Origin of the sequence: Citrobacter sp. BIDMC107 (assembly GCF_001037575.1) — a bacterium.
Classification (GTDB): Bacteria; Pseudomonadota; Gammaproteobacteria; order Enterobacterales; family Enterobacteriaceae; genus Citrobacter; species Citrobacter freundii.
Genome location: NZ_KQ089848.1, coordinates 3,076,775 through 3,099,303, shown reverse-complemented (window position 1 = coordinate 3,099,303; position 22,529 = coordinate 3,076,775). Strand labels below are relative to the sequence as shown.

The 22,529-nt window shown below is 50.8% G+C and carries 20 protein-coding genes and 1 other RNA gene; 14 read left to right on the top strand and 7 right to left on the bottom strand.

What is annotated here, in order from left to right; genetic code table 11:
• Positions 1 to 394: 394 nt before the first annotated feature.
• The 5 genes from rnpB to garP form a co-directional block, all read right to left on the bottom strand.
• Positions 395 to 771: RNase P RNA component class A (gene rnpB, locus SK39_RS25145), an RNA gene on the bottom strand.
• Positions 772 to 803: 32 nt separating this feature from the next.
• The gene (gene garK, locus SK39_RS14510; RefSeq protein WP_048217114.1) at positions 804 to 1,949 is read right to left on the bottom strand and encodes a glycerate 2-kinase; all 1,146 of its coding nucleotides are present in this window, start codon (positions 1,947 to 1,949) and stop codon (positions 804 to 806) included.
• Positions 1,950 to 2,014: 65 nt separating this feature from the next.
• Positions 2,015 to 2,905, bottom strand: a complete 891-nt coding sequence (gene garR, locus SK39_RS14505; protein WP_003024889.1) for a 2-hydroxy-3-oxopropionate reductase — start codon at positions 2,903 to 2,905, stop codon at positions 2,015 to 2,017.
• A 30-nt stretch (positions 2,906 to 2,935) separates the two neighbouring features.
• Positions 2,936 to 3,706: a 2-dehydro-3-deoxyglucarate aldolase gene (gene garL, locus SK39_RS14500; protein WP_048217113.1), complete on the bottom strand. Its 771-nt coding sequence runs from the start codon at positions 3,704 to 3,706 to the stop codon at positions 2,936 to 2,938.
• A gap of 15 nt (positions 3,707 to 3,721) precedes the next feature.
• Positions 3,722 to 5,056, bottom strand: a complete 1,335-nt coding sequence (gene garP / locus SK39_RS14495) for a galactarate/glucarate/glycerate transporter GarP (protein ID WP_003024898.1) — start codon at positions 5,054 to 5,056, stop codon at positions 3,722 to 3,724.
• Positions 5,057 to 5,459: 403 nt separating this feature from the next.
• On the opposite strand from garP, the gene garD reads away from it, so the two are divergent.
• The 7 genes from garD (at position 5,460) to SK39_RS14460 (ending at position 13,854) form a co-directional block, all read left to right on the top strand.
• Positions 5,460 to 7,031 (top strand): galactarate dehydratase, encoded by a 1,572-nt coding sequence (gene garD, locus SK39_RS14490; RefSeq protein WP_048217112.1) that lies wholly within the window; start codon positions 5,460 to 5,462, stop codon positions 7,029 to 7,031.
• 355 nt (positions 7,032 to 7,386) lie between these two features.
• On the top strand, positions 7,387 to 8,646 hold the full coding sequence (locus SK39_RS14485; RefSeq protein WP_048217111.1) for an ABC transporter substrate-binding protein: 1,260 nt from the start codon (positions 7,387 to 7,389) through the stop codon (positions 8,644 to 8,646).
• Between the two features lie 78 nt (positions 8,647 to 8,724).
• Positions 8,725 to 9,669 carry a carbohydrate ABC transporter permease gene (locus tag SK39_RS14480; protein WP_003840012.1) on the top strand — a complete coding sequence of 315 codons (945 nt, stop codon included), beginning with the start codon at positions 8,725 to 8,727 and terminating at the stop codon, positions 9,667 to 9,669.
• Positions 9,670 to 9,679: 10 nt separating this feature from the next.
• Positions 9,680 to 10,504, top strand: coding sequence for a carbohydrate ABC transporter permease (locus tag SK39_RS14475; protein WP_003024907.1), 825 nt, complete (start codon positions 9,680 to 9,682; stop codon positions 10,502 to 10,504).
• 11 nt (positions 10,505 to 10,515) lie between these two features.
• Positions 10,516 to 11,622 (top strand): ABC transporter ATP-binding protein, encoded by a 1,107-nt coding sequence (locus SK39_RS14470; RefSeq protein WP_032938308.1) that lies wholly within the window; start codon positions 10,516 to 10,518, stop codon positions 11,620 to 11,622.
• Positions 11,623 to 11,658: 36 nt separating this feature from the next.
• Positions 11,659 to 12,915: a Gfo/Idh/MocA family protein gene (locus SK39_RS14465; RefSeq protein WP_003840006.1), complete on the top strand. Its 1,257-nt coding sequence runs from the start codon at positions 11,659 to 11,661 to the stop codon at positions 12,913 to 12,915.
• 18 nt (positions 12,916 to 12,933) lie between these two features.
• Positions 12,934 to 13,854: an ROK family protein gene (locus tag SK39_RS14460; protein WP_003844861.1), complete on the top strand. Its 921-nt coding sequence runs from the start codon at positions 12,934 to 12,936 to the stop codon at positions 13,852 to 13,854.
• Positions 13,855 to 13,891: 37 nt separating this feature from the next.
• Here SK39_RS14460 and agaR read toward each other — a convergent pair whose 3' ends face one another.
• Both agaR and SK39_RS14450 read right to left on the bottom strand, forming a co-directional pair.
• The gene (agaR, locus tag SK39_RS14455) at positions 13,892 to 14,662 is read right to left on the bottom strand and encodes a transcriptional repressor AgaR (protein WP_003024920.1); all 771 of its coding nucleotides are present in this window, start codon (positions 14,660 to 14,662) and stop codon (positions 13,892 to 13,894) included.
• A gap of 324 nt (positions 14,663 to 14,986) precedes the next feature.
• Complete coding sequence (locus SK39_RS14450) at positions 14,987 to 15,793, bottom strand: DeoR family transcriptional regulator (RefSeq protein WP_003024922.1); 807 nt, start codon at positions 15,791 to 15,793, stop codon at positions 14,987 to 14,989.
• Between the two features lie 249 nt (positions 15,794 to 16,042).
• On the opposite strand from SK39_RS14450, the gene kbaZ reads away from it, so the two are divergent.
• The 7 genes from kbaZ (at position 16,043) to SK39_RS14415 (ending at position 22,526) form a co-directional block, all read left to right on the top strand.
• Positions 16,043 to 17,338, top strand: a complete 1,296-nt coding sequence (gene kbaZ / locus SK39_RS14445; protein WP_071701141.1) for a tagatose-bisphosphate aldolase subunit KbaZ — start codon at positions 16,043 to 16,045, stop codon at positions 17,336 to 17,338.
• Positions 17,339 to 17,357: 19 nt separating this feature from the next.
• A complete protein-coding gene (gene agaV, locus SK39_RS14440; protein WP_003024925.1) occupies positions 17,358 to 17,831 on the top strand; it encodes a PTS N-acetylgalactosamine transporter subunit IIB in 474 nt (157 codons plus the stop codon).
• Between the two features lie 10 nt (positions 17,832 to 17,841).
• Complete coding sequence (gene agaW / locus SK39_RS14435; protein ID WP_003839998.1) at positions 17,842 to 18,621, top strand: PTS N-acetylgalactosamine transporter subunit IIC; 780 nt, start codon at positions 17,842 to 17,844, stop codon at positions 18,619 to 18,621.
• On the top strand, positions 18,611 to 19,489 hold the full coding sequence (gene agaE, locus SK39_RS14430; protein WP_048217110.1) for a PTS N-acetylgalactosamine transporter subunit IID: 879 nt from the start codon (positions 18,611 to 18,613) through the stop codon (positions 19,487 to 19,489). Before agaW ends, agaE begins: the two co-directional genes overlap by 11 nt.
• Positions 19,490 to 19,505: 16 nt before the next feature.
• Entirely contained in the window at positions 19,506 to 19,940 is a 435-nt protein-coding gene (gene agaF / locus SK39_RS14425) for a PTS galactosamine/N-acetylgalactosamine transporter subunit IIA (RefSeq protein ID WP_003024930.1), read from the top strand.
• Positions 19,937 to 21,070, top strand: coding sequence for an N-acetylglucosamine-6-phosphate deacetylase (gene nagA / locus SK39_RS14420; protein WP_016151041.1), 1,134 nt, complete (start codon positions 19,937 to 19,939; stop codon positions 21,068 to 21,070). The genes agaF and nagA overlap by 4 nt, the downstream gene beginning before the upstream one ends.
• 301 nt (positions 21,071 to 21,371) lie before the next feature.
• Positions 21,372 to 22,526, top strand: a complete 1,155-nt coding sequence (locus tag SK39_RS14415) for an AgaS family sugar isomerase (protein WP_003839993.1) — start codon at positions 21,372 to 21,374, stop codon at positions 22,524 to 22,526.
• The last annotated feature ends 3 nt before the right edge of the window (positions 22,527 to 22,529 follow it).

The following is a 22,529-nucleotide window of genomic DNA, read 5'->3' as shown; positions in this document are numbered from 1 at the left end:
GTCGTGTTAAACCAAGCGTAACGCGACAGGTATAACGTCTGCCGGATGGCGGTGTAAACACCTTATCCGGCCTACAAAACCCGTTCCAGCCATACCTGTAGGCCTGATAAGCGCAGCGCCATCAGGCATAACAACCTGCCCAGAAAGCAAAAAACCCATCAAAGCGGGGTTTCATAAAGAGTGAAGCTGACCGATAAGCCGCGTTCTTTTGAGTATAGCGTCGTGGACAGTCATTCATCTGGCCTATCCGGAAAGCAAAAAACCCATCAAAGCGGGGTTTCATAAAGAGTGAAGCTGACCGATAAGCCGCGTTCTTTTGAGCATAGCGTCGTGGACAGTCATTCATCTGGCCTATACGGAAAGCAAAAAACCCGCCGAAGCGGGGTTTTATAAAGAGTGAAGCTGACCGATAAGCCGGGTTCTGTCGTGGACAGTCATTCATCTAGGCCAGCAATCGCTCACTGGCTCAAGCAGCCTACCCGGGTTCAGTACGGGCCGTACCTTGTGAACCCCTATTTGGCCTTGCTCCGGGTGGAGTTTACCGTGCCACGGACTGTTACCAGCCGCGCGGTGCGCTCTTACCGCACCCTTTCACCCTTACCTGATCCCACTTACGTGGGCCATCGGCGGTTTGCTCTCTGTTGCACTGGTCGTGGGTTTCCCCCCCAGGCGTTACCTGGCACCCTGCCCTATGGAGCCCGGACTTTCCTCCCCTCCGCCCGTCTCCCCCGAAGAGGACGACGACGAAGCGGCGACTGTCTGGTCAGCTTCGGCGCGCAGTATAGAGGGTTTGCGGGGTAATGTCACCCCGCACTGCGCATTCCTATCGCTAACGTGGCGGCGATGTTTCTTGAGGCGCGATAAATATTGTCAAATGCCCCACGGAAGGCCTCTTCCAGCGTACTGATGCTGGTCAATACGCTAAACACCGCATCGATACCATATTGATGCACCACCTCCACATCGCGCGTCAGGCTGCCGCCAATACCAATTACCGGTTTGTGGTATTTCTTCGCAACGCTCGCCACGCCCACCGGCACTTTGCCGTGAATGCTCTGGCTGTCGATGCGTCCTTCCCCGGTCACCACCAGCGTACAGTCGTGAATATGCTCTTCCAGGTTGAGCGCCTGGGTCACAATCTCAATACCACTGCGCAAGTCCGCGCCTAAAAAAGCCATTAACGCAGCGCCCATACCACCGGCAGCCCCCGCCCCGGGAACATCCTTCACGTCTACCCGTAACGATTTTTTAATGATGTCGGCATAGTGAGACAAATTGCGGTCCAGTTCGAGAATGCGTTCTTCCGTCGCCCCTTTCTGTGGGCCGAAGATGCGCGAAGCGCCAGTATCACCTGTGAGCGGATTGGTCACATCGCAGGCCACGCGAATGGAGCAGGTTTTTAATCGCGGATCCAAACCGGAAATGTCGATGCTGTTGAGGCTCATCAGACTGCCGCCCCCGTAGCCAATCTCTGTCCCGTTAGCGTCGCAAAGTTTCGCGCCCAGAGCCTGCACCATACCCGCACCACCATCGTTGGTTGCACTACCGCCAATACCGATAATAATGCTCTGCGCCCCGCTATCCAGCGCCTGCAGAATCAATTCCCCGGTACCACGTGACGTGGTGACTAACGGGTTACGCTTATCAGGAGGTACTAACGCCAGACCACTGGCTGCCGCCATTTCGATAAACGCAGTTTTACCATCTCCGGACATGCCCCAGCAGGCATTCACTTTTTCGCCCAGCGGGCCCGTTACCCACGCGGAATATTCACTCCCTTGCGTGGCGGCAATCATGGCTTCGACCGTTCCTTCGCCGCCGTCGGCCACCGGAACTGAAACATATTGCGCATCGGGAAATATTTCCCGAAATCCTTTTTCTATTGCCTGAGCGACCTCAGTGGCAGATAGACTTTCTTTATAAGAGTCTGGGGCAATTACGATTTTCATAGTTATGTAGCCTGACTGTGCCGCGCAAGGCAAGAAATACAGGGCGCACATCCGCGCCCTTCTTGTTAGCGTGTGACTTCCACTTTCGCCAGTTTTTCGTAGTAGCATGCGAGCGCGCTGTGATCGGCGGTGCCCAGCCCATCTGCGCGAAGCGCCTGCATCATCTCCATGACTGCAGCAGTCAGCGGCAACTGCGCGCCGACCCCATGAGAAGTGTCCAGCGCATTCGCCAGATCTTTGATATGCAGGTCAATACGGAAACCTGGCTTAAAGTTGCGGTCCATGACCATCGGCGCTTTCGCGTCCAGCACGGTGCTTCCGGCCAGTCCGCCACGGATCGCCTGATACACCAGATCCGGGTTCACACCCGCTTTGGTCGCCAGCGTCAGCGCTTCAGACATCGCCGCAATGTTCAGCGCCACAATCACCTGGTTCGCCAGCTTAGTGACGTTACCCGCGCCAATGTCGCCGGTATGTACCACTGAACCAGCCATCGCTTTCAGCAGATCGTAATACTTGTCGAAAATCGCTTTATCGCCACCGACCATCACCGACAACGTGCCATCAATCGCTTTTGGCTCGCCGCCGCTGACCGGCGCATCCAGCATATCCACGCCTTTCGCTTTCAGCGCCTCGCTAATTTCACGGCTGGCCAACGGTGCAATGGAGCTCATGTCGATCAGCACAGTGCCCGGTTTCGCACCTTCAATAATTCCGCCTTCACCCAGCGCCACTTCCTTAACATGCGGCGAGTTCGGCAGCATGGTGATGATCACATCGCACTGCTCGGCAATATCTTTCGCCGTGGCGGCGGTTTCTGCACCAGCGGCAATGACTTCCGCAATGGATTCCGGGTTACGGTCAGCAACCACCAACGAGTAACCTGCCTTGAGGAGGTTTTTACTCATTGGTTTACCCATGATACCGAGGCCAATAAAACCAACTTTCATTGTCATGTCTTTATCTCTCTCTACTGTCGATGGTGGTTATTTCTTAAAAGATTCAGCCAGTTTCTGCGTGGCTGAACGGAACACGCCAAGGTCGCTGCCAACAGCAACAAAGGTCGCGCCCCACTCCAGATAACGACGCGCATCCGCCTCTACCGGCGCCAGAATTCCGCTTGGTTTGCCATGTGCTTTCGCACGGGCAAAAATGTGCTGGATAGCTTTCTGCACATCAGGATGTGACGCATTGCCGAGATGGCCTAGCGCCGCAGCCAGATCGCTTGGGCCGACGAAGACACCGTCTACACCTTCGGTCGCCGCGATGGCGTCAACGTTATCAACGCCCTGCTGACTTTCGATCTGCACGATGATGGTGATGTTCTTATTCGATTGCGCAAAGTAGTCCGGTACGGTGCCAAACATATTGGCGCGATGGGAGACGGACACGCCGCGAATACCTTCCGGCGGATAGCGGGTCGACGCCACGGCGTTCACCGCCTCTTCTTGTGTCTCAACGAACGGAATCAGGAAGTTGTAAAACCCAATATCCAGCAGGCGCTTGATAATCACCGGCTCATTGGTCGGCACGCGTACGACCGGCGCGCTGGCGCTGCCTTTCAGCGCCATCAATTGCGGGATAAACGTCGAGATATCGTTTGGCGCGTGTTCGCCGTCCAGTACCAGCCAGTCAAAACCCGCCAGGCCTAAAACTTCGGTACTGATTGGGCTGGCCAATGCAGACCAGCAGCCAATCTGAATCTGTTGCGCCGCGAGGGCCGCTTTAAACTTATTCGGGAAAATCGTGTTATTCATCGCCTATACCTTTGTTTATTTCTGCAATTCCATACGTTTAATGTCACCGACAATAAACAGGTAGCAAACCATTGCCATTAGCGCCGAACACCCTACAAACATCAGCGCAGCATTAAATGAGTGCAGCTCGCTCACCAGATAACCAATCACCAGCGGGGTGACGATAGAGGCTACGTTGCCAAATACGTTAAATACCCCACCGCACAGACCAACGATTTCTTTCGGCGCGGTATCGGAAATCACCGGCCAACCCAGCGCGCCGAAGCCTTTGCCGAAGAACGCCAGCGCCATCAGCGCAACCACCAGAGTGGTGTTATCGGTGTAGTTACACAGAATAATGGTCGACGCGAGCAACATTCCGAGCACAATCGGCAGCTTACGTGCCAGGGTGATGCTGAAGCCACGTTTAATCAGATAATCAGAGAACACACCGCCGAGCACGCCACCGGCAAATCCGCACAGCGCAGGAATCGACGCCACCAGACCGACTTTCAGGATCGACATGCCTTTTTCCTGTACCAGGTAAATCGGGAACCAGGTAAGGAAAAACCAGGTGATAGTGTTGATAAAATACTGTCCGAAGAACACGCCAAGCATCATGCGGTTTGTCAGCAACTGCTTGATATAATGCAGTTTAGGACCACCTGATTTCACATCGCCGGGCTTTTTATGGTCCATATCCACGACCGCGCCGTTTTCAGAGATAAACTTCAGCTCTTCCTGCGACATACGCGGGTGATCGGTTGGGTTATGAATAAACTTTACCCACAGGCCGGTGAGCACAAAACCGATAACGCCCATCACGGTAAAGACGTGCTCCCAGCCCCAGGCAAAGGTCAGCCAGCCCAGCAGCGGCGAAAACAGCGCCAGAGAGAAATATTGTGCGGAGTTAAAAATCGCAGATGCCGTACCGCGCTCTTTCGTCGGGAACCAGGCCGCCACAATACGGGCGTTCGCCGGGAAGGACGGTGCTTCCGAGAAGCCCAGCATAAAGCGCATGATGAACATTGAAATACCCGCCCAGGCCAGCGGGAACATATCGACAAAACCCTGCAGAAAGGTGAACAGCGACCAGAAGAACAGACTGTAAGTGTAGACTTTCTTCGAACCGAACTTATCCAGCAGCCAGCCGCCAGGGATTTGCATCAACAGGTAAGCCCAACCGAAGGCGGAGAAAATGTAACCCATTGAAATGGCACTGAGCTGCAACTCTTTCGCCACTTCCGTGCCAGCAATAGATAGCGTGGCACGGTCCGCGTAGTTAACGGCGGTAACAATAAATATTATTAGCAATATTAAGTAACGGGTGTGCGTACCTTTCTTTTTCTCGACAACTGTATCCAGTATCATTCTAATTACCTCGGGTACATAAAAGTTTTTATTATTATTTGGCAGATATCCCTGGTGATAAATTACCGATAATAAAAACGTATAATAATTTATCAGACGCTATGAAACCGTGATTTAGTATAATCAGCAGTGCAACGTTAATCATTGTGCAAGCGCTCATTAAATATGCGTTATGAAAATAATGTTTTGGGCATATGCACACATGCATGGGCGCTAATCCACACATTTACGTATTGCTACCCCTGCTGGTGCGGTCTTGCTGAGTTTAAGTGATCATTGTCACATTCTTCACGATAAACTCCTGACATTCTTATTTCACGATACCGAATCTTTATTACTGAAAATGAGATTCGAAATATAAATATCCACACTATTATCACCACTTGTTGGAGAATACTGGACAATGGCCGACATCGAAATTAGACAAGAATCGCCAACGGCGTTTTATATTAAAGTTCACGAAACAGATAATGTGGCGATAATTGTCAATGACAATGGTCTGAAAGCGGGAACGCGTTTTCCGGACGGACTGGAACTCATTGAACATATTCCCCAGGGTCATAAAGTGGCGCTATTGGATATTCCTGCTCATGGCGAAATCGTGCGTTATGGCGAAGTGATAGGCTATGCCGTTCGCGACATCCCCCGCGGCAGTTGGATTGATGAATCAATGGTTGAGCTGCCCAAGGCTCCGCCGCTGGAGACGCTGCCGTTGGCAACTAAAGTGCCTGAGCCGCTGCCGCCTCTCGAGGGTTATACCTTCGAAGGTTACCGCAATGCTGACGGTAGCGTTGGCACCAAGAATCTGCTCGGCATCTCCACCAGCGTGCACTGCGTGGCGGGCGTGGTGGACTATGTGGTGAAAATCATTGAACGCGATCTGCTGCCCAAATACCCGAATGTTGACGGTGTGGTGGGGCTCAATCATCTGTACGGTTGCGGCGTGGCGATTAACGCTCCAGCCGCCATCGTGCCCATTCGAACTATTCATAATATTGCGCTGAACCCTAACTTTGGCGGTGAGGTAATGGTCATTGGCCTCGGCTGTGAAAAACTGCAGCCAGAGCGCCTGCTGGAAGGTACGCACGATGTAAAAAGCATTCCGGTCGACAGCGCCAGCATCGTCAGCCTGCAGGATGAAAAACACGTCGGCTTTCAATCGATGGTTGCCGATATTTTGCAAGTGGCCGAACGCCATCTGGCAAAGCTCAATCAGCGCCAGCGTGAAACCTGCCCGGCATCAGAACTGGTGGTCGGCATGCAGTGCGGCGGCAGCGATGCGTTTTCCGGCGTGACGGCCAACCCAGCGGTAGGTTATGCCTCCGACCTGTTAGTACGCTGCGGCGCGACAGTGATGTTCTCCGAAGTCACCGAAGTACGCGATGCCATCCACCTTCTGACCCCGCGCGCGATTAACGAAGAGGTGGGTAAACGCCTGCTCGAAGAGATGGCCTGGTACGATAACTACCTGGATATGGGCAAGACTGACCGGAGCGCCAACCCATCACCGGGCAACAAGAAAGGCGGTCTGGCAAACGTGGTAGAAAAAGCGCTGGGTTCTATTGCGAAGTCGGGCAAGAGCGCGATTGTCGAAGTCTTGTCGCCGGGCCAGCGTCCAACCAAACGTGGCCTGATTTACGCTGCCACCCCCGCCAGCGATTTTGTCTGCGGTACGCAACAGGTTGCTTCCGGGATCACAGTACAAGTCTTTACCACCGGTCGCGGTACGCCGTATGGCCTGATGGCCGTGCCGGTGATTAAAATGGCGACACGCACCGAGCTGGCCAATCGTTGGTTTGACCTGATGGACATCAACGCCGGTACCATCGCTACCGGAGAAGAAACCATTGAAGACGTGGGTCTGAAACTGTTCGGGTTTATTCTCGACGTCGCCAGCGGACGTAAGAAAACCTTCTCAGATCAGTGGGGACTGCATAACCAGCTGGCGGTGTTTAACCCGGCGCCAGTGACCTGATTATCGAAACGAAAGCCAACGAAAAAACGGGGATTTGTCCCCGTTTTTGATGTCGATGCTTCAACAAATAAAGTGATAACGTTCGCATTTTAAGAGGTTTTTTTAAACATCTATTTTTTTCGATTCAAACCTACCAAATGAACCTAACGACATGAAATTAAAAGAAATAATACCACCATTGTTTTACGTTATATTTTCGTTTTGATAAAAGAGAAACCTACCGAAAGACGACCTTGTTTTAATGCGATAATCCCCTCTTTTTTACTGCTTTGACTTTCTCCGGTGTAAAACAGATTATTCATAGGCTCCTGTAATTTACCTCATAAGCATTCTGACCTGAATAAAGAGGGAAGTTATGTATACCCTGAATAAAAATAATGTCGCATTGGCTTGTCTTATTTCCTGTTTATTGGCAACTCCTGTCTTCGCGAGTGCTGAAGGCCAGTCGGACGCAAAGCCTGTTAAATTACGCTACACGTTATGGGACCGTAATCAACTCCCTGGCGAACAACAGCTCGTTAATGAATTTGAAAAAGACAACCCCGGAATTAAGGTCGAAATTGAACTAACTCCTTATGACCAGTATTTTATCAAACTCAGTTCAGCAGTCGGTGGAAATGTAGCACCGGATGTATTCTGGATGAACATGCCTAATTTCCAGCAATATGTGAAAAATGGCATGCTGGAACCACTGAGTAATTATCTGAAAGATAAATCAGCGCCGAAACTGGATGATTTTGTTAAAAGCTCAGTCGATGCCTACCAATACCAGTCGCAACAATATGCCATCCCAAGGGATATTGATGCAATTGCCGTCTGGTACAACAAAAAAATGTTCGATCAGGCTGGTGTGAGTTATCCCGATAAAAACTGGACGTGGAATGATCTAAAACAAAAATCAGATCAGTTACGTAAAGGGCTGGATAAACAGTCTTATCCACTAGCAATGGAATTCAGCAGCGGACAGGATAGTTACTTTAACCTGCTATTACAGGCCGGGGATAAGATTGTACTACCTGAGGGCAAAACGGATGTTGCCAATGACAAAGCTATCGCCGTCTATGGCGATGTTCAAGGCATGCTGAACGCGGGACTAATCCAACCGCCAGGCGAGATGGAAGCCTCAGACGTCTTCCAGTCAAACCGGGTAGCCATGGTCTACGCAGGCTCATGGTGGGCATTACCCTTCTCTCAAAATGAGTTGATTAAGGATCACATCGGCGTAGTGCCAATGCCAAAAATGGCAGAGCAGGCAGGTGTATCCCATAGTCTGGCATTTGCTATGTCAGCCAAAAGTCAGCATAAAGATGCGGCGTGGAAGTTCATTGAATTCATGAGCTCTGAGCATGCGCAGCAGACTCTGGCTACGGGAAAAGTCGTGATCCCGGCTAACCAAAAAGTGGCCAAAGAGTGGGCTGAAGGCTTTAAGGATATTGATGTTTCAGCCTATATCGATTCGTTGGCTTTCTCACATAAATATCCAACCGCAGGCTCCAATACCGCTAAGTGGAATAGCATCCTGAATGATGGCTTGAAAAAAGTGTGGACGGGTACTGACCCAGAGAAAGTCATGCCTGGTGTTGCTAAACGCGTTGAACGAGAAATGCAGAAATAATCCTGAGGGAGCCATGCTCCCTCTCGCTTTCGCCCGCGCAATATATTTTGGTTGCACAGTGAGCATCCCGGAGTCTGTATGAGCTATTCAGATGAAGCTGCATCCCCACAATTACCGGCCAGAGAGGCGCAAAAAAAATCCCTGACCAAGCTGGAAAAAGAAGAACGCTTCTGGGGATGGATAATGATTATGCCGTTACTGGCGGGGTTAATTGTTTTTTACTTTACTCCATTCTTCCAGAACGTTTTTTATAGTTTCACTGACCTGGGAGAGTTTCAGATCTGGACGACGATCAGCTTAGATAACTATATTAATTTATTCAGCGATGATGAGTTTCGTTCAGCAATATATAACACCTTGGCCTATGTTTTTATTTGCGTACCAATAATCACCGTTTTGTCATTACTGCTCGCAATTGGCCTGAATCAGGCGATTCGCGGTCAGTGGTTGTTTCGCACGCTGTTATTTCTGCCCGCTGTCACTATGCCTGCGGCCATTGCTATGGTCTGGCAGTGGTTGATGAACCGAAACTTCGGCTTAATTAATCAGATCCTGGCCTTTTTCGATCTTCCGGCCATCGGTTGGTTATCCGATCCCGATGTCGTCCGCCTGAGCGCCTCGTTGGTTATCATCTGGTCGGCTATTGCGCTGAAGATGATCATTCTGCTCGCTGGATTACAGGGGATCCCCAAACAAATTTATGAAGCGATGTCGCTGGATGGCATCAGCAAATTGCGTGGATTCTGGTCTATTACCTTACCGCTAATGATCCCCACGCTGTTTTTCGTACTGGTGATCTCTTTTATCGAAACGCTGCAAATTTTCGATGTGGTTTATCTGCTGTTTGGCAGTTCATCCATGGTGGACGATCAGACGATGACTATCGCCTATCTCTTCTATAAATACGCCTTTATCTACCATGAAAAAGGGTATGCCTCAGCGATCGCCGTGGTGATTTTCGTTATCACGATGGTCCTGACGCTGCTGCAAATATGGATTGGTAAACGACTTAAAGCACAGTGAGGCAACCACGATGTTCATGACTAAACGTGAAAAATGGCTAATTTACGGCTTGATGATCCTCGCGACGCTGGTAACTGTGGTTCCCTTCATCTGGATGATCATCACCTCTTTTAAAACCCAGGCAGAAAGCATCGCCTTTCCGCCGATCCTGCTACCTGCCAACCCAGGGTTTCAGGCTTACGGTAAAATCTTGCATGAAATGCCTTTTGGCAGCTTTTACTTTAACTCGATCGTCTCCACGTTGGTCATCGTCATTTTGCAGACGCTGATTGCGGCAATGGCAGCGTACGGTTTCTCCCGACTGCGTTTTAAAGGGCGAGATGTCCTGTTTATGCTGTGTATTTCAATTCTGATGGTGCCCGGTCAGATCTTTTTAATCCCACAGTTTTTAACCGTTGAAAAAATCGGTTTGCTGAACTCAATTCCTGGGCTGGTGCTACCGGGTTTATTCAGCATATATAGCGCCTTTTTATTGCGTCAGTTTTTTCTGTCAGTACCTAAAGAACTGGAAGAGGCAGCCATTATGGATGGGTATAACCATCTGACTATTTTCTTCAAAATTATGCTGCCATTAATTAAACCAGGGCTGATTGCCTGCGTCATTATTAACGGATTGTGGAGCTGGAATAACTTAATGTGGCCGCTGATCGTCAACACCTCCATGGATAAAATGACATTACCGGTGGGGTTAGCCTCACTTTCCGGACGCTCAGGCGTGGAATATCCGATGTTAATGGCGGGCGCATTGCTGGCGATTATCCCGATGTTGTTACTTTATATCTTCTTCCAGCGCTATTTTATTCGCGGCATCGCTGGTGCCGGAATTAAAGGATAAGGGGCAGTGTTATGTCAGGTATTCAATTACAGGCAGTAAGCAAAGTCTATCCCAATGGCTTCCAGGCGATCCATGGCGTTGATCTTGAAATCCACGATGGCGAATTCATGGTGTTTGTCGGGCCATCAGGCTGCGCCAAATCAACGCTGCTGCGCATGATTGCAGGTCTGGAAGATATCACTCATGGTCATATCGCAATCGGAGAGAAGTGCGTCAACGACCTGCTACCAAAGGAGCGAGGCGTTGCCATGGTCTTCCAAAATTATGCCCTCTATCCCCACATGACGATTTATAAAAATATGGCATTCAGTCTGTTAGGGAAAATGAGCAAAGAAGAGATTGATATCCGCGTACGGGAAGCTGCACACAAGCTGGAAATAGAGACATTACTCGATAAAAAGCCCGGCCAACTTTCGGGCGGTCAATGTCAGCGCGTTGCCGTTGGCAGGGCCATCGTGCGTAAGCCAGACGTTTTTTTGTTTGATGAGCCACTTTCCAACCTGGATGCAAAGCTGCGTGTTTCAATGCGCGTGCGGCTGACAGAACTGCATCGACAACTGCGTCACGAAGGCGTGAGCGCAACCATGGTGTACGTCACGCACGATCAGATTGAAGCGATGACGATGGGAGACAGGATTTGCGTTCTTAATGGCGGTCGTATTATGCAGGTGGATACCCCAGGAAATATCTACCATCACCCCAGGAATAAATTTGTTGCTGGTTTTATTGGTAATCCGGCAATGAATATTATGCTGCTTGATATTGAACCCGGCACTCGTGGTCTGCGCCTGGCTGATAATTTAATCCTGCCATTAAATACACGCTTGAGTAACCTACTGGAGCAATATCCGCACTCCAGCGTCTGGTTCGGCATCCGGTCAGAGGCCATTCAGTTAGCCTCGCAGCATGACGTCTCTGCGTTCGATGCGCACATTACCAACGTAGAAAGGATGGGCAACGAAGACCTTCTGCATTTTGATATTGGTGAGCAACATATGATCTTACGTATTAACTCCTCACCCGACTGGGCCCCTCTGCCCGGCGAATCTATCAAAGTGAAATTTAATCTGGAAGCCGCCTTTTTGTTTGATAAAAAAAATGAAGAAAATTTGGCCTAACCGTTATTCAGGCTAAGTGAAAAATGAGAGGTTTATATGTGTGCGAATAAAGTGACCGTATTAGTTGTAGGAGCCGGTGCGCGCGGAGAAATATATGCTCGCTATGCGCTTGAACACCCAGACAGAATGCAGGTAGTAGGCGTTGCTGAGCCCAGAGAGGCGTATCGCCAGCAGTTTGTCGCACAGCATAAGATTGCCCCAAATAACGTATTTTGCGACTGGCAAGAGGCTGCGGCCCAACCCAAAATGGCCGATGTAGTACTTATTTGTACGCAGGATAATATGCACAAAGATCCTGCCGTGGCGTTTGCCAATCTCGGCTATCACATTCTGCTGGAAAAACCGCTCGCCCCTACGCCAGAAGATTGCCGGATCATTATTGATGCGGTTAAACGCAACAACGTATTACTGGCCGTCGCGCACGTCCTGCGGTACACGCGCTATACGCAAAAGCTGAAATCACTGCTTGATGATGGCGTAATTGGCGATATTGTCAGTATGCAGCATCTCGAACCCGTAGGTTACTGGCATCAGGCGCACTCGTTTGTACGTGGTAACTGGCGCAATGAAGCAGAATCGTCATTTATGTTATTACAGAAATCCTGTCATGATTTGGACTGGATCCGCTACATCATGGGCGACAACTGCAAGGACGTAGGATCATTTGGCAGCCTGAGCCACTTTGTGAAAGAGAATCAGCCTGCTGGCGCCGCCGACCGCTGCCTTGATTGTCAGGTTGAAGCAACCTGCCCCTGGTCTGCCTGCAAAATTTATCTGGGTGAAAACCACAAATGCACTCCTCACTTCCGTCGGGTGCTGACTGCAGATCCCAGCGAAGAAAATGTCCGCCAGGCGCTGCGCGATGGGCCTTATGGTCGCTGCGTTTATCGTTGTGATAATGATGTGGTGGATCATCAGGTTGTTAATTTACGTTTTGCCCACCAGCAGACGGTGACCTTTACCATGACCGCATTTACCAAAATGGAAGATCGAAAAACGCGCCTGTTTGGCACCAGAGGTTATCTGGAAGGCGATGGCGAGCAGATCCGGGTGTTTGATTTCCTGACAGACAAAGAAACAGTGCATCAGATCGAGGAGATCGCCGCTGGAACACAAACCCAGATGGGGGGACATGGTGGTGGCGATTACTACCTGATGGATCGTTTTATCCATGCAGTGATGGCCAACGATCAAAATATGATCCTTTCTGGCCCGGATGAGTCACTGGAAAGTCACTTAATGGTCTTTGCCGCAGAACGCGCTCGCAAGGAAAACAGTCTGGTTACGCTGTGAAGCCGGAGGAGATGAGGCATGTTTTACGGTGTTGATATTGGTGGAACCAAAACTGAAATTGTCGCTTTTGATAAGGAAATGCAGGTTTGCTGGCGTAAGCGCGTTGCCACGCCAGTTCAGGATTATGAACTCTTTCTTTCGACCTTTACTTCACTTATTGATACCGCCGACTGGGCGACAGGAACGCAAGGAAAAATTGGCATCGGCATGCCCGGTCTTATGGACAGACATACCGGAAAACTACTGTCATCTAACGTGCCCTGCCTGACCGGACGTCAGGTGATGAACGATTTAGCTAACCGCCTCAATCGTTCGGTTGAGCTGGACAATGACTGCTGCTGCTTTGCGCTCTCGGAAGCTCATACCCAGCAGGCTCGCCAGTTCTCCAGAATTTTTGGTGCCATCATTGGCACCGGCATGGGCGGAGGATTAGTCATTGACGGTCAGTTGTATCGGGGTCGCAACCGGATGGCCAGTGAGTTTGGCCATTTACCGCTTCCAGCAACGTTTATGCGCCGCTATCACTTGCCGGAACTGAAGTGCGGTTGTGGCTTACAAGGGTGTCTGGAACGCTATCAATCCGGCCCCGGTTTACTGTGGCTCCACAAACACTTCAGCGGAGAACAACTCAAAATGGAGACCCTGCTGGAGCATTATCGTCATGGCAATGCCAGCGCCGTTACTACCATGGAAGCATGGATTGATATGTTGGGTTGTACGCTGGCGCAATTGCAGTTGATTCTGGATGTCGATGCTTTTGTTCTCGGCGGTGGGGTTTCCAACATCGAAGAAATTTATACGTTGCTGCCGCAGGCCATGTCACGTTATTTGTTCCCGGGATTAGAACCTGCCCGCGTATTCCCGGCCATCCATGGCGCATCCAGCGGGGTTCGTGGTGCCGCATTGCTGCTGGTTGAACAGGGTACGCAGACCCACTAAAAAACTGCTGGCGGGGGAATCTCGCCAGCAATTTCAGTTATTCATCCGCAATCACCACATCCACCCCAAGCTGGATTAACGTCCGGTGATAATTTTCTGGGATCCCGCTGTCGGTAATCACCCGGTCAATCCCGCTGATTTCGCTAATCATACAGAAACTTTTGCGGCCAAACTTGCTGGAGTCAGCGACTACCGTGACCTCCTGCGCAACTTCACACATTACCTGATTCAGATGTGCTTCTCCCGGATGTGGCGTGGTAATTCCCGCTTCCAGGCAGAATCCGTCAACGCCTAAGAAAAGCTTATCAAACCGGTATTGTCTAAGCTGGTGTTCTGCTGAAGGGCCATACAATGAATAGACGCTTTGCCTGACATTCCCTCCCAGAATCATGACGTCTACGCGCTCAAAATTCGCCAGTTCCCATGCTATGTTGAGCGCATTGGTCATCACCACCAGATCGCGGCGATTTTTTAACATGGGAGGAATGAGCGTGGTGGTCGAACCGGAATCGAGGATTAACGTGTCACCATCTTTCACAAAGCTGGCCGCTTTTTCGGCAATACGCGTTTTCACATCGCGATTCAGCCGGTCCTTATCCTGCAAAGGCCGGTCAAGGGCAAAGTGCTGATTGAGAACCGCCCCGCCGTAGGAGCGCATGACACATCCCTTCTGTTCCAGATAACGTAAGTCGTTGCGGATCGTAACCGATGACACACCAAAATGGACGCTCAGTGGCTCGACACGAACGCTACCCTGATCGCATAGCAGATCAATTATTTGCTCGCGACGTCTTAAGTTATCCAGCATTTCTATTGCTCCATCAAATATTCATGTTGTTTTGTTTTAGCGCTTTAGCACTTTCGTTTTCTTTTGAATATATTACATCAGAAGCAATAAGGTGAATTTGTGCGCACTGGCCCAGCGTTGAATTTAACAAAAATTGACTATTTTCTTTCGTTTTAGCAAATCGAAACGAAGAAAACCGAAAAAATGAAAAGGTCAAAAGCGAGTAAGATGCGAGAAAGAGACGGGAAGCATGCAAAAAAACGAAAGCGAGCTACTAAAAAAGCTCGCTTATGGTTTGTTTTTGTTTAATTGAATGGGATCACATTTTTGAATTTTAGAGCGGGACTACTCAACAATGATCACTTCAACACCGCTGCGGCGTAGTTCCTGCAAGCTCTCCTCTGGGATGCCTTCATCAACAATGATGGTGTGGATCCTCTGGGTATCAATAATCTTATGCAGGCTGGAGCGGTTAAACTTCGTCGAGTCGGTAACGACAATGATACGTTCAGCCACTTCACACATCCGGCGGTTGAGACGCGCCTCATCTTCGTTGTGCGTGCTAACACCACGCTCTAAATCGATAGCATCAACGCCAAGAAACAGCATGTCGAAGTGATAATTTTGTAGCGACTGCTCAGCCTGATCGCCATAAAACGATTGTGACTGACGACGCAAATGACCGCCGGTCATCAGCAGCTCAACCCCTTCGGCTTCCAGTAGCGCATTGGCGACATTCATACCGTTAGTCATAGCAATGACATTGGTATGCTGGCGCATCAGGCGGGCAATTTCATAGGTCGTGGTGCCGGAGTCAAGGATCACGCGGTGTCCCGGTTGAATTAACTCTGCGGCGGCTCTGGCAATACTGCGTTTTACTGCCGTATTAAGTGAACTCTTATCTTCAACAGAAGGCTCCACAACAGGCGCATTGCTCTCGCATATTAGCGCTCCGCCATAGGCACGTACCGCAATCCCCTGCTTTTCCAGAAAGGCGAGGTCGTTGCGAATAGTGACCGTGGAGACGCCAAAAAATAAGGAAAGATCGTTAACCTGAACGCTTCCCTGTTGCCGTAACCGCTGGATGATCTGCTCACGTCTTTCGCTGGTGCCAATAACGCGCTTGTCTGCAGAGGACTCGGTGTTACTCATAAGAAATCCTTTAGTTGAACCTTTCGTTTTATTTCGTTTTGTCTATTAACGCCTTTCTTTTGCGCGAATGCAAGCCCCGCAAGCAGGGAAGAGCCGGACGAACTTACGCTGAAACCTTTCATTGTGTTTCTTTTGTGAAACAGATCGGAAAACTATTATCTTTCGTTTTATTTTTATAACACCATGATGCAGTATTAAATGAAACAAAACGAAAGATTGATGTCGCAGTAATCTGACCTGGAGAGGAAAGTGAAACATCTAACTAAAATGGTCGAGCAGCATAAACGGGGGAAGGCAAACGGGATTTATGCCGTTTGTTCCGCGCATCCAATCGTATTGGAAGCCGCAATACGCTACGCCCATGCAAACCATACACCGCTGTTGATCGAAGCAACCTCTAATCAGGTTGACCAGTTTGGCGGCTATACGGGTATGACACCAGCCGATTTTCGCAGTTTTGTCTGCCGTTTAGCCGACTCGCTTGATTTTTCTCAGGATATGCTGATTCTCGGCGGAGACCATCTCGGGCCAAACCGTTGGCAAAATCTGCCTGCGGAACAGGCAATGGCAAATGCAGACGATCTGATCAAGAGCTATGTCGCCGCAGGCTTTAAAAAAATCCACCTCGATTGCAGCATGTCTTGTGCTAACGACCCGGTTCCACTGACGGATGAAATTGTCGCTGAGCGCGCCGCACGCCTGGCAAAAGTCGCCGAAGAAACCTGTATGGCACATTTTGGCGAGTCGGATCTGGTCTATGTGATTGGCACAGAAGTGCCGGTTCCAGGTGGCGCTCACGAAACGTTAACCGACCTGGCGGTAACAACGCCCGATGCCGCACGCGCAACGCTTCAGGCTCACTATCACGCCTTTGAAAAGCACGGTATGGAAGGTATCTGGCCGCGTATTATCGCCCTGGTGGTGCAACCTGGCGTTGAATTCGACCACACACACATCATTGATTATCAACCACAGAAAGCTGTGGCACTCAGCAAAATGGTGGAAGACTACGACACACTCGTGTTTGAAGCGCATTCTACCGATTACCAAACGCCACAGTCCTTGCGCCAACTGGTGATAGATCACTTCGCTATCCTGAAAGTGGGACCTGCGTTGACCTTCGCTCTGCGTGAAGCACTGTTTTCACTGGCCGCGATTGAAGAAGAATTACTGCCTGCAAAAGCTTGTTCAGGCCTACGACATGTGCTGGAAAGCGTGATGCTTGATCGCCCAGAGTACTGGCAGAGCCACTATCACGGTGATGGCAACGCACGCCGTCTGGCTCGCGGATACAGCTACTCCGATCGGGTTCGTTACTACTGGCCGGACAGCCAGATTGATGAAGCATTCGAACGTCTGGTACGTAACCTGGCGGATGACCCCATTCCACTGCCGCTGATTAGCCAGTATTTACCCTTGCAGTACGTAAAAGTGCGCGAGGGAGATCTCAGCGCCACGCCGCGAGAACTCATCATTAACCATATTCAGGACATACTGCAGCAATATCACTGCGCCTGCCTGGGTGCTCCAGCTCGTAACGCATAACAAAAAAGAGAAAAATACCATGCCAAACATTGTATTAAGTCGCATTGATGAACGTCTGATTCACGGTCAGGTTGGTGTGCAATGGGTCGGGTTTGCGGGGGCAAACCTGGTGCTGGTTGCTAATGATGAGGTGGCTGAAGATCCAGTGCAGCAAAACCTGATGGAAATGGTACTTGCAGAAGGGATCGCCGTACGTTTCTGGTCACTACAAAAGGTGATCGACAATATTCACCGTGCCGCCGATCGCCAGAAAATTCTGCTGGTCTGCAAATCGCCTGCGGATTTCTTCCGTCTGGTCGAAGGCGGTGTTCCTGTTAACCGTATCAACGTTGGCAATATGCACTACGCCAACGGCAAACAACAAATCGCCAAAACGGTTTCTGTAGACGCTGCCGATATTACGGCGTTCAACGGGCTCAAAGCCGCTGGAGTGGAATGCTTCGTTCAGGGCGTTCCAACAGAACCCGCCCAGGACCTCTATAAACTTCTCTGAGGGATTCACAATGGAAATCAGTCTGTTGCAGGCTTTTGCGTTGGGTATTCTCGCCTTTATTGCAGGCCTGGATATGTTCAACGGGTTAACGCACATGCACCGCCCGGTTGTTCTCGGGCCGCTGGTCGGCCTGATTCTGGGCGATCTGCATACCGGTATTTTAACAGGTGGTACGCTGGAACTGGTGTGGATGGGTCTGGCCCCGCTGGCTGGAGCTCAGCCGCCAAACGTGATTATCGGCACTATCGTGGGAACCACGTTTGCCATAACGACCGGAGTGAAACCCGAAGTTGCCGTAGGTGTGGCGGTACCGTTCGCCGTAGCAGTACAAATGGGGATTACTTTCCTGTTCTCTGTGATGTCCGGGGTGATGGCTCGCTGCGATCGCATGGCAGCAAATGCCGATACAGCCGGGATTGAGCGGGTCAACTATCTGGCGTTGCTCGCGCTGGGGACCTTCTACTTTTTATGCGCGTTCCTGCCAATTTACTTTGGCGCGGAACATGCCAAAACCGCGATAGATGTTCTGCCGACGCGTCTGATTGACGGCCTCGGCGTGGCAGGCGGCATCATGCCAGCTATCGGCTTCGCTGTACTGCTGAAAATCATGATGAAAAACGTCTATATCCCCTACTTCATCCTGGGTTTTGTGGCAGCAGCCTGGCTCAAACTCCCGGTGCTAGCGATTGCCGCAGCTGCACTAGCCATGGCGCTGATCGATTTTCTGCGTAAATCACCTGAACCTACAGCTCCCGCAGCACAAAAAGAGGAATTCGAAGATGGCATCTAATCAAACGGCTCTGCCGAACGTTTCCGAAACCGAAGAAACGCTGCTGTCCGGCACCAATGAAAACGTCTACGAAGACCAGAATATCGGTGCCGAGCTGACGAAAAAAGATATCAACCGTGTTGCCTGGCGTTCAATGCTGTTGCAGGCCTCTTTTAACTACGAACGTATGCAGGCATCAGGATGGCTGTACGGCCTGTTACCTGCTCTGAAAAAGATCCACACCAATAAGCGCGATTTGGCGCGTTCGATGAAAGGCCATATGGGCTTCTTCAACACGCACCCATTCCTGGTCACGTTTGTTATCGGGATTATCCTGGCGATGGAACGCTCCAAGCAGGATGTGAACAGTATTCAAAGCACCAAGATTGCCGTGGGTGCGCCACTTGGCGGTATCGGTGATGCCATGTTCTGGTTAACGTTACTGCCTATTTGCGGCGGTATCGGAGCCAGTCTGGCGCTGCAAGGCTCTATTCTTGGCGCTGTTGTCTTTATTGTTATGTTCAACGTGGTTCATCTTGGTCTGCGCTTTGGGCTGGCACACTATGCTTATCGAATGGGCGTTGCTGCCATCCCGCTGATTAAAGCTAACACCAAAAAGGTTGGACATGCAGCATCCATCGTTGGGATGACGGTGATCGGCGCGCTGGTAGCGACCTATGTTCGCCTGAGCACTACGCTGGAAATCACTGCTGGCGATGCAGTGGTGAAACTGCAAACAGATGTGATAGACAAGCTGATGCCTGCTTTTTTACCGCTGGTCTACACATTAACCATGTTCTGGCTGGTCCGCCGTGGCTGGAGTCCTCTGCGTCTTATCGTCATTACCGTGGTGCTCGGCGTCGTAGGTAAGTTCTGTCACTTCCTGTAAACATAAGGGGTTGTAGATGTTAGGTATTATTTTGACGGGTCATGGCGGGTTTGCCAGCGGAATGGAAAAAGCGATGAAACAGATTCTGGGTGAACAATCACAGTTCATCGCCATCGACTTTCCGGAAACCTCAACCACCGCCTTACTCACATCGCAGCTTGAACAGGCGGTGAGTGAACTGGATGCGCAGCAAGACATCGTGTTTCTGACAGACCTGTTAGGCGGGACACCATTTCGCGTCGCTTCCACCCTGGCCATGCAAAGGCAAGGCACCGAGGTGATCACTGGCACTAATCTGCAACTACTGCTGGAAATGGTGCTGGAGCGCGATGGCCTGACCAGCGAAGCATTTCGCTTGCAGGCGCTGGAGTGCGGGCATCGTGGTTTAACTAGCCTGGTGGACGAACTGGGACGCTGTCGTGAGGAAAAGCCCGTTGAGGAAGGGATATGAGACAGCTACTTCGCGCCAGACGTCTACTGACCGAACGGGGCTGGCTGGACGATCATCAAATACACATTGAAGACGGCATCATTGCAGAAATAGAGCCAATCCCCTCTGGCGTTATGGTCCACGATGCAGACCTGCTTTGTCCGGCTTACATTGATATCCACGTGCACGGCGGTGCGGGCGTCGATGTGATGGATGAAGCACCAGATACGCTCGACAAACTGGCGATGCACAAAGCACGTGAAGGGGTAGCCAACTGGCTACCCACTACCGTCACCGCTCCACTACCAGATATTCGCAAGGCGCTTGAGCGTATCGCCCATCGTTACCATTCCGGAGGACCCGGCGCACAGGTGCTGGGCAGTTATCTTGAAGGCCCGTACTTTACGCCGCAGAACAAAGGGGCGCACCCGCCTGAGCTTTTCAGGGAACTGGAACTCAGTGAACTGGATGAACTGATTGCGATTTCCCAGCAAACATTGCGCGTCGTTGCGCTGGCACCAGAAAAACCCGGTGCATTACAGGCCATCGAACATCTGAAGCAGCGCAACGTACGGGTGATGCTGGGACACAGCGCTGCTACCTGGGAACAAACCCGCGCGGCCTTTGACGCCGGTGCTGACGGACTGGTGCACTGCTATAACGGTATGACCGGCTTACATCATCGGGATCCAGGAATGGTTGGCGCAGGGTTAACCGACCCTCGCGCCTGGCTGGAACTTATCGCTGACGGACACCATGTCCACCCAGCGGCCATGAAGCTCTGCTGCTGTTGCGCCAAAGACAGGCTGGTGCTGATCACCGATGCCATGCAAGCTGCAGGAATGCCAGACGGGCGCTATACGCTCTGCGGTGAGGAAGTGGAAATGCACAGTGGTATTGTGCGTACCGCTTCCGGTGGTCTGGCTGGTAGCACGCTCTCGGTTGATGCCGCCGTACGTAATATGGTCGAGCTCACCGGGATAACGGCAGAAGAGGCAATTCATATGGCCTCTCTCCACCCCGCACGTCTGTTGGGTATCGATCGCCACCTGGGATCGTTAGCAGTGGGAAAACGTGCCGACGCGATCGCGCTTAATAGCGGGCTGCATTTACAACAGATCTGGATTCAGGGTCAGGCTCTCCCCCTTTGACCTTTCATTTTGTCTCGTGTTGGCCTGCGATCTTCGATCGCAAGGCCTTTCTTTTCCTTTCGCTTGAGTAAATACCTAACCATCATTCAACAAGCGTACTTCTTATAGATCAATAAGATAATCGCCACTTTCGTTCTCACGATCACAAATTTCGTTTTATTTCATTTTGGATCATTGCTCTTTCGATTTCTTTCCTATAGATTTTAATCAATCGACAAGATGAACAAGTGAAACGAAACGAAAGATAGCGACATTCTCGCCAGCGTCTTATGTGGAATTTACAAGACTAAGGACTTAAGTTATGCCAGAAACCTATACCCCTGTTACCGCGGTAACGGGCACCTGGACCGAAGAAGAGATCCGTCAACAACCTGCCAGTTGGATCCGTTCCCTTACGAATATCGACAACATTCGCTCTGCCATTGACAGCTTTCTCGCACCATTACTGCGCAAAAACGATCTGCGGATCATACTGACTGGGGCCGGAACATCAGCATTCATTGGCGACATCATCGCCCCCTGGCTGGCAAGCTATACCGGTAAAAACATCAGCGCTGTGCCAACCACCGATCTGGTCACTAATCCGATGGATTACCTGAATCCCGCACATCCGCTGCTGCTCATTTCTTTCGCTCGCTCAGGAAACAGCCCTGAAAGCGTTGCGGCAGTGGAACTGGCTAATCAGTTTGTACCTGAGTGCTATCACCTGCCAATCACCTGCAACGAAGCAGGTAGCCTCTATCAAAACGCAGTCGCAAGCGACAATGCCTTTGCTCTGTTGATGCCCGCAGAGACACATGACCGTGGTTTCGCCATGACCAGCAGCATTACCACCATGATGGCCAGCTGCCTGGCGGTATTCGCCCCGGAAAAAATCAACAGTCAGACCTTCCGCGACGTGGCCGATCGGTGCCAGGCGATTCTGACTTCACTGGGTGATTTCAGCGACGGCGTATTTGGCAATGAACCCTGGAAACGGATCGTTTACCTCGGTAGCGGTGGATTACAGGGAGCAGCGCGGGAATCGGCACTGAAAGTCCTGGAACTGACAGCAGGCAAACTGGCCGCATTCTATGACTCCCCTACAGGCTTTCGTCACGGTCCAAAGTCGCTGGTTGATAACGAAACGCTGGTAGTGGTCTTTGTTTCCAGCCATCCCTATACACGTCAATACGATCTCGATCTGCTGGCAGAGTTACGCCGCGATCGGCAGGCATTGCGGGTTGTCGCGATTGCCGCACAAACCCATGAGGCGATTGAAGCTGGCCCACATATTCTGCTGCCACCAGCACGCTCTTTCATCGATATGGAATTGGCATTCTGCTTCCTGATCTACGCCCAGGTCTTTGCTTTGACGCAATCCATCAATATCGGCAATACACCGGATACGCCTTCTGCCAGCGGCACTGTGAACCGCGTTGTACAGGGCGTTGTTATTCATCCCTGGAACGCCTAAAAG

What these genes read in the sequence shown, in the direction of transcription:
- SK39_RS14480 (WP_003840012.1), top strand. Translation starts at nt 8,725, where the DNA reads ATGAGCTATTCAGATGAAGCTGCATCCCCACAATTACCGGCCAGAGAG.
- agaF (WP_003024930.1), top strand. Translation starts at nt 19,506, where the DNA reads ATGTTAGGTATTATTTTGACGGGTCATGGCGGGTTTGCCAGCGGAATG.
- SK39_RS14485 (WP_048217111.1), top strand. Translation starts at nt 7,387, where the DNA reads ATGTATACCCTGAATAAAAATAATGTCGCATTGGCTTGTCTTATTTCC.
- SK39_RS14415 (WP_003839993.1), top strand. Translation starts at nt 21,372, where the DNA reads ATGCCAGAAACCTATACCCCTGTTACCGCGGTAACGGGCACCTGGACC.
- SK39_RS14460 (WP_003844861.1), top strand. Translation starts at nt 12,934, where the DNA reads ATGTTTTACGGTGTTGATATTGGTGGAACCAAAACTGAAATTGTCGCT.
- SK39_RS14470 (WP_032938308.1), top strand. Translation starts at nt 10,516, where the DNA reads ATGTCAGGTATTCAATTACAGGCAGTAAGCAAAGTCTATCCCAATGGC.
- garK (WP_048217114.1), bottom strand. Translation starts at nt 1,949, where the DNA reads ATGAAAATCGTAATTGCCCCAGACTCTTATAAAGAAAGTCTATCTGCC.
- agaV (WP_003024925.1), top strand. Translation starts at nt 17,358, where the DNA reads ATGCCAAACATTGTATTAAGTCGCATTGATGAACGTCTGATTCACGGT.
- agaR (WP_003024920.1), bottom strand. Translation starts at nt 14,662, where the DNA reads ATGCTGGATAACTTAAGACGTCGCGAGCAAATAATTGATCTGCTATGC.
- garR (WP_003024889.1), bottom strand. Translation starts at nt 2,905, where the DNA reads ATGACAATGAAAGTTGGTTTTATTGGCCTCGGTATCATGGGTAAACCA.
- garL (WP_048217113.1), bottom strand. Translation starts at nt 3,706, where the DNA reads ATGAATAACACGATTTTCCCGAATAAGTTTAAAGCGGCCCTCGCGGCG.
- SK39_RS14450 (WP_003024922.1), bottom strand. Translation starts at nt 15,793, where the DNA reads ATGAGTAACACCGAGTCCTCTGCAGACAAGCGCGTTATTGGCACCAGC.
- garD (WP_048217112.1), top strand. Translation starts at nt 5,460, where the DNA reads ATGGCCGACATCGAAATTAGACAAGAATCGCCAACGGCGTTTTATATT.
- nagA (WP_016151041.1), top strand. Translation starts at nt 19,937, where the DNA reads ATGAGACAGCTACTTCGCGCCAGACGTCTACTGACCGAACGGGGCTGG.
- garP (WP_003024898.1), bottom strand. Translation starts at nt 5,056, where the DNA reads ATGATACTGGATACAGTTGTCGAGAAAAAGAAAGGTACGCACACCCGT.
- SK39_RS14465 (WP_003840006.1), top strand. Translation starts at nt 11,659, where the DNA reads ATGTGTGCGAATAAAGTGACCGTATTAGTTGTAGGAGCCGGTGCGCGC.
- agaW (WP_003839998.1), top strand. Translation starts at nt 17,842, where the DNA reads ATGGAAATCAGTCTGTTGCAGGCTTTTGCGTTGGGTATTCTCGCCTTT.
- SK39_RS14475 (WP_003024907.1), top strand. Translation starts at nt 9,680, where the DNA reads ATGTTCATGACTAAACGTGAAAAATGGCTAATTTACGGCTTGATGATC.
- agaE (WP_048217110.1), top strand. Translation starts at nt 18,611, where the DNA reads ATGGCATCTAATCAAACGGCTCTGCCGAACGTTTCCGAAACCGAAGAA.